Source organism: Kitasatospora sp. NPDC091257 (assembly GCF_044757675.1).
Lineage (GTDB): Bacteria > Actinomycetota > Actinomycetes > Streptomycetales > Streptomycetaceae > Kitasatospora > Kitasatospora lactacystinica.
In genome coordinates this window covers 1-5,625 of record NZ_JBIVVI010000578.1, presented here as the reverse complement: position 1 = coordinate 5,625, position 5,625 = coordinate 1, and the positions used below count along the sequence as shown (strand labels likewise).

Here is a 5,625-nt window from a genome sequence, read left to right as displayed (position 1 = left end):
TTCACGTGCACGGCCTTGTCCGCACCCATCGACAGCGCCTTGCGCAACGCGTCCTTCGCGTCGTCCGGCCCCACCGTCAGCACCGTCACCTCGGCACCCTCGTTCGCCTCCGCGATCCGCAGCGCCTGCTCCACGCCGTACTCGTCCAGCTCCGACAGGAGGCCGTCCACACCCTCCCGGTCGGTGGTGTGGTCGTCCGCGAAACGACGGTCACCCGTCGCGTCCGGGACGTGCTTCACACAGACGACGATCCTCAAGCTCATGAGCGGTTCTCCTGTCACGGGTGCACGGGTGCACTGGATCCATGGCCTCAGGCATGCCGAGGGTACTGAGTGCCAAGTCCGGCCCGGCGCGGCCCGCGCACCGCAAGCACCACCTGGACCGGCATACCGTGTCGGCTCTCTTCGACTGGCGTCAGAGGCTCCACGGAGAGAATACGGCACTCAGTACCCCTCGTAAAGGAACTCAGTACCCTTCCCGGCTCCGGGGGCCGGGCGGCGGCGCGGGAAGCGGACACAAGGTTTCCGCAAGCACCGACCAGATCGCGTCATGGAATCCGCCAGACGCCCCGGGGACCATCGACCCCGGGGCCCGCGAACGGCCCCGAACCTGGGATCAAGGAGGGGGAGAAGGATGACCTTGGTGCACGGGGAACAGGACATCACCACGACGGACGGAACGCGACGGACGCCGGCGCCCTGGAGCAACAACGGGCCCTGGGAAACCCTGCGGGACCGCAAGGAGGTGCTCGTGGTCGCACAGACCATGGTGTACGCCAAGCGGCTGCACGACTTCTACTCGCTGCTCGCCCCGGACCTGCGGGTCCACGTGCAGTTCACGGTGGCACCGCACATGTTCAACGAGGGCGCCGCGGAGATCCTCCGGGCGCTGGGCGGCACCGTACTGCCGTGGGAGCAGGCGGTCCGGCGCGAGTTCGACCTGATCCTGGCCGCCGGCTCCCAGGGGATCGAGCAGCTGCACGGCCCGGTCGTCCGGCTGCCGCACGGGGCCGGCAACATCAAGCTGGCCCGGCGCAGCGCCCCGGACGGCGAGCGGGCGGCCATCGGGCTCGGTCGGGACTACCTCTACTGGGAGGGACGGCTCGTCCCCACCTCGTTCGCCCTGGCCCACGAGGAGGAACTGCTCGAACTCCGGCGCGGCTGCCCGGACGCCCTGCCGATCGCCGAAGTGGTCGGCGACCCGTGCTACGACCGCATCTCCGCGGCACTGCCGCACCGGGAGGACCACCGGAGCGCCCTGGGGCTGCGGCCGGACGAGAAGCTGGTGCTGGTCTCCTCCACCTGGGGCGACGGCTCGCTCTTCACCCGGCTCGACGCCGTGCTGCCCAGACTGACCTCGGAACTGCCCCGGCACGGCTACCGGGCCGTCCTGCTGCCCCACCCCAACATCGCGGCCCAGCACTCGGCCTACGCGGTGCGCTCCTGGGCGAAGGCCACCACCCGGGGAGCCGTCACGGTGATCCCGCCCGAGACGGACTGGCGGCCGCTGCTGGTCGCCGCCGACTTCGTCATCGGGGACCACGGCTCGGTCACCCTGTACGGCGCGATGACCGGCGTCCCCGTCCTGCTCGCCGAGTACCCGCACCGGCACGTCAACCCGCGCTCGCCGGCCGCGCAGCTCGCCCGGACCGCCCCCGCGCTCGCCCCCGGACACCCGCTCACCGGCCAACTCGCCTACGCCGCCGAGCAGTACCGCCCGGAGGACTACGCGGCCATCGCCGACCGGATCAGCTCCGAACCGGGCCGCTTCGACCGCAACGCCCGCCGACTGCTGTACCGCGTCCTCGGGCTCGGCCAGCCGGCGCACACCCCGGATCCGGAACCGCTCCCGCTGCCCGAACCGCTGGACGCGATCGCGGCGGCCGACGCGCGGCGGGCCGGATGACCGCCGCGCTGCACACGGTGCGCCTGGCGCCGGTCCGCCCCGGCGCGCACGACGGCTCGGCGACCACGCTGTTCGAGGCCCGGGTGACGTCCACCGCCGGTGTCCGCCACGGGCTGCTGGCCGCCGACCCGGCGGCCACGGCGGCGGCGGAGCGGCCGGGGCCCGGGTTCGTGGACGAGCACCTCGTGCTCGACCTCACCGAGCCCGGCGGCCTGCGCTGGCGCCGGCACGCCGACGTGCTGCACCTCGGTCCCGTTCCGGCGGCGGACGCCCACGCACGGCTCGCGGGACTGTTCTCCGCGCACCCCGGGTGTGCGGTGGTCACGGCCGAACACCGTCCGGGAGCGGTGCTGGTGCTCGCCCGGACCGGGGAACGGCTCGTCCTGCGGGCCTCCGGTCCGGGCGGCGGGCCCGTCCCGCCGCCGGCCCTCGGCTCGCTGGCGCACGCCTGGCTGGCGGCCGGACGGACGCTGGACGAACTCGACCGGGTCAGCGCCGCCGGGTGCCGCACCCCGGGCTCCGGGTGGAACCGGCTCACGCCGCCGGTTCGCCCGGACAGGGAGTGACGGCGCCGTCCACACCGTACGCGGCGAGGCGGTCGGCCAGTCTGGCCGCCTCGGCCGTGGCACCGACCTCCTGGTACCGGGCCCTGGACTGCTCGAACCGGGCCCGCGCCGCGTCCGGTCGGCCGCGCAGTTCCTCGACCTGCCCGGCGAACTCCAGCGTCCGCGCCTCCCAGTGCGCGGACAGCCGGGCCCGGAACCCCGCCAGGGCCTCCTCCAGATGGGCCTCGGCACGCTCGTACGCACCCAGCCGACCGTGCGCCAGGCCCAGGAAGGCCGTCGCGCGGGCCGCCTCGTAGTCGTCCTCGATCGAGGCCAGCTCGCGGCCCGCCCGCTCGACCGGCGCCACCGCCTCGGCCGCCCGGCCGGCCAGCAGCAGCACCTCGCCGTACGCCAGCCGGGCCAGCGCCGAACCGCGCAGGTAGTCCTCGGCCTCGCGGAGCCGGACCACCTCGTGCAGGCACTCGGCGGCCGCGTCCAGCCGGCCGGCCATCCGGTGGGTCTGGCTGAGCCCGTACAGCGCGTCCGCCTGCACCAGCGGACGGCCCAGCTCCCGGGCGAGGACGAGGGCTTCGGTGAACCAGCGCGCCGCCTCCTCCCCCTCCCCCGCGTTCCGCAGTCCGTTCCCGCCGTCGGTCAGCATCCGTAGCTCGCCGCTGCGGGAACCGGCCGCCCGGGCCGCGTCCAGGCCGATCCGGGTGGCCTCGACCCACAGCCGGGCCGGGCGCAGCCGTAGGAACAACGGCCACATGGCGTCCGCGAGTTGCCACGCCGCCGTGGGGCGGTCCAGTTCCCCGCACCAGCGCAGGACACCCGCCAGCCGGTCGCGTTCCGCGTCGTACCACTCCAGGGCCGGGACGTCGCCCCCGAACTCCCGCGCCGGATGGACGGGGCGGCTGCGGTAGTCGCGGGCGAGGGTGCGGTGGGTCGGCGAGACGACCGCCTCGGCGGCCGTGGCCGAGGCGAGGTACCAGTCGACGAGCCGGTCCAGCGCGGCCCCGGTGGACCCGGCCGCCCGGACCCGCGCCCCGTGCGCCCGGGCGTGCAGCCGCACCAGGTCGTGGAAACGGAACCGCTCCGGCCCGGTCTCCTCCAGCAGGTGCACATCGATCAGACCGTCCAGCAGCCGATCGGCCCCGGCCACGTCCACGTCCGCCAGCACGGCGGCGTTCTCCAGGGTGAACTCGGCGAAGGGCAGCAGGCCCAGCAGCCCGTAGAGCCGGGCGGCCTCCGCTTCCAGCACGCCGTAGGACGCGTCCAGCAGGTCCCGCACCGTCTCCCCCTCCACGTTCAGCACCGCCAGCCGGTCGGTGCCGCGGCCGAGCATCTCGGCCGTCGCCGCGAGCGACTGGGCCGGGCGCGCCGCGATGCGGGCCGCCGCCAGGCAGATCGCCAGCGGCAGCCCGGCACAGGCCTCCACCACCTCGGCCGCGGCGGCGCGCTCGTCGACCACCCGGTGCCTGCCGACCCGCGCGGCGAGGATCTCGGTGGAGGCCTCCCGGGCGAGCGGGCCCAACGGCCGGAACACCGCACCGTCGATGCCCAGCCCGGTGAGCCGGCGGCGACTCGTCACCACGACCACCGTGTGGTCCGAGCCGGGCAGCAGCGGTCGCACCTGGGCGGCCGTCGAGGCGTTGTCCAGCAGCACCGCGATCCGCCGCTCCGCCGCCAGCGAGCGCCAGAGCGCGGCCCCCTCCTCCAGGCTCCCGGGCACCGGGGAGATCCCGAAGGCCCGCAGGAAGCCGCCGAGGGCCTCGGCCGGGTCGGCGGGGCCACCGGGCGCGTAGCCGCGCAGGTCCGCGTACAGCTGGCCGTCCGGGAAGCGGCCGGCCTGGCCGCGCAGCCACTGCGCGGCCAGGGCCGTCTTGCCGACCCCGGCGGGGCCGGTCACCACGAGGGTGACGTCCGCCGCCCCGGCGTCGGGGGCCAGCGAGAGGTCCAGCGCCTCCAGGTCCGCCTCCCGCCCGATCAACCGCCGCGGACAGGGCGGGAGTTGCCTGGGCGTGGGCAGGGCGGACGCGCCGTGCAGGTGCAGCCCGCCGTGGATCGTTCCGGCCTGCACCACCGGACCGGCGACCGTCGTGGCACCGGCCAGCGAGTTCCGCACCACTCCGTACGGCAGGTTGACGTCGTTCACCGGCGCCCGCCGACCACGGTCGATCCTGTCACTGGGCCCCCCGGCCTCGGACGAATTACCCCTGCGGCGCTATCACATGACGCTTCGTCATGTCGAGACAATTCCCAAAGGCATGGGCACCGAACCCTGCGGTGGTATGGCCGATTACCTCACGTGCATGCGATGCTCACCCGCGACACGGCAAGCTGGTAGCCAACCGGCGGGGGGCGTCAAGATGCGGGTTCATCTCCTGGGTTCAGTTGAACTATCGGTAAACAGCGAGCAATTGGCGATCCCATCGGACAAGCGGCGACAGTTACTGGCGGCCTTGGCCCTGGAGGTCGGAAGGCCGCTGTCCCACACGTCACTCGCGGACCGACTATGGGACAACGAACCGCCTCCCAGCGCGCTGGCCAGCCTGTACAGCCATATCTCCCACCTTCGCGCCCTGTTGAGACGGGCAACCCGGTTCGCCGGGGGGCAAAGCCCGCCGGACGCCCCGGCGATCGACACCCGATCGCACACGTACACCCTCAGGGCCGACCCCCAACTGATTGACTGGCATCAGTATCTGGACCTCGCCCGACAGGCCAGACTCCTCGCCGAGAACGGGCAGGATCACCAGGCCAGAACCGTACTGAACCGAACCGAGGAGCTCTGGTGCGGTGAGCCGCTCGCCGGGCTTCCGGGCACCTGGGCCCAGACCGCCCGCACCGCCATGGCCGACCAGCACTTCACCACCACGCTGCTGAGGGTCGAGGTCGACCTACGCCTCGGCCGGCACCACGAGTTGATCCCCGAGCTCACCGCGCTGCGCGAGGACCGTCCCACCGACGAACGTCTTGCCGGGCACCTGATGACCGCCCTTCACGCCGCCGGCCGACAAACGGAGGCGCTGGCCGTCTACCCCGCCGTCGTCCGCCTGCTTCACGCCCACTTCGCCACCGAGCCCGGTGGCCCGCTCACCCGCCTGCATCAGCGCATGCTGCGTGGCGAACCGCTCCCCGGTGAACGGGGGCGAGCCGTTCGTTCTGGGCGGTC

Annotated in this window: 5 protein-coding genes; 3 read left to right on the top strand and 2 right to left on the bottom strand. The window is 73.8% G+C overall.

The features are described 5' to 3' along the window. On the bottom strand, positions 1-263 hold a 263-nt coding region (locus ACIQOV_RS24735), incomplete at its 3' end, for an electron transfer flavoprotein subunit beta/FixA family protein (RefSeq protein ID WP_401051867.1). A gap of 370 nt (positions 264-633) precedes the next feature. Between ACIQOV_RS24735 and ACIQOV_RS24730 the strand changes: the two genes are divergently transcribed. Both ACIQOV_RS24730 and ACIQOV_RS24725 read left to right on the top strand, forming a co-directional pair. After that, complete coding sequence (locus ACIQOV_RS24730) at positions 634-1,905, top strand: hypothetical protein (protein ID WP_401051865.1); 1,272 nt, start codon at positions 634-636, stop codon at positions 1,903-1,905. Then, entirely contained in the window at positions 1,902-2,471 is a 570-nt protein-coding gene (locus ACIQOV_RS24725) for a hypothetical protein (protein WP_401051863.1), read from the top strand. The genes ACIQOV_RS24730 and ACIQOV_RS24725 overlap by 4 nt, the downstream gene beginning before the upstream one ends. Here ACIQOV_RS24725 and ACIQOV_RS24720 read toward each other — a convergent pair. Beyond that, complete coding sequence (locus ACIQOV_RS24720) at positions 2,440-4,605, bottom strand: tetratricopeptide repeat protein (protein ID WP_401051860.1); 2,166 nt, start codon at positions 4,603-4,605, stop codon at positions 2,440-2,442. The genes ACIQOV_RS24725 and ACIQOV_RS24720 overlap by 32 nt on opposite strands. A gap of 307 nt (positions 4,606-4,912) precedes the next feature. Between ACIQOV_RS24720 and ACIQOV_RS24715 the strand changes: the two genes are divergently transcribed. Further along, on the top strand, positions 4,913-5,625 hold a 713-nt coding region (locus ACIQOV_RS24715; RefSeq protein ID WP_401051858.1), incomplete at its 3' end, for a BTAD domain-containing putative transcriptional regulator.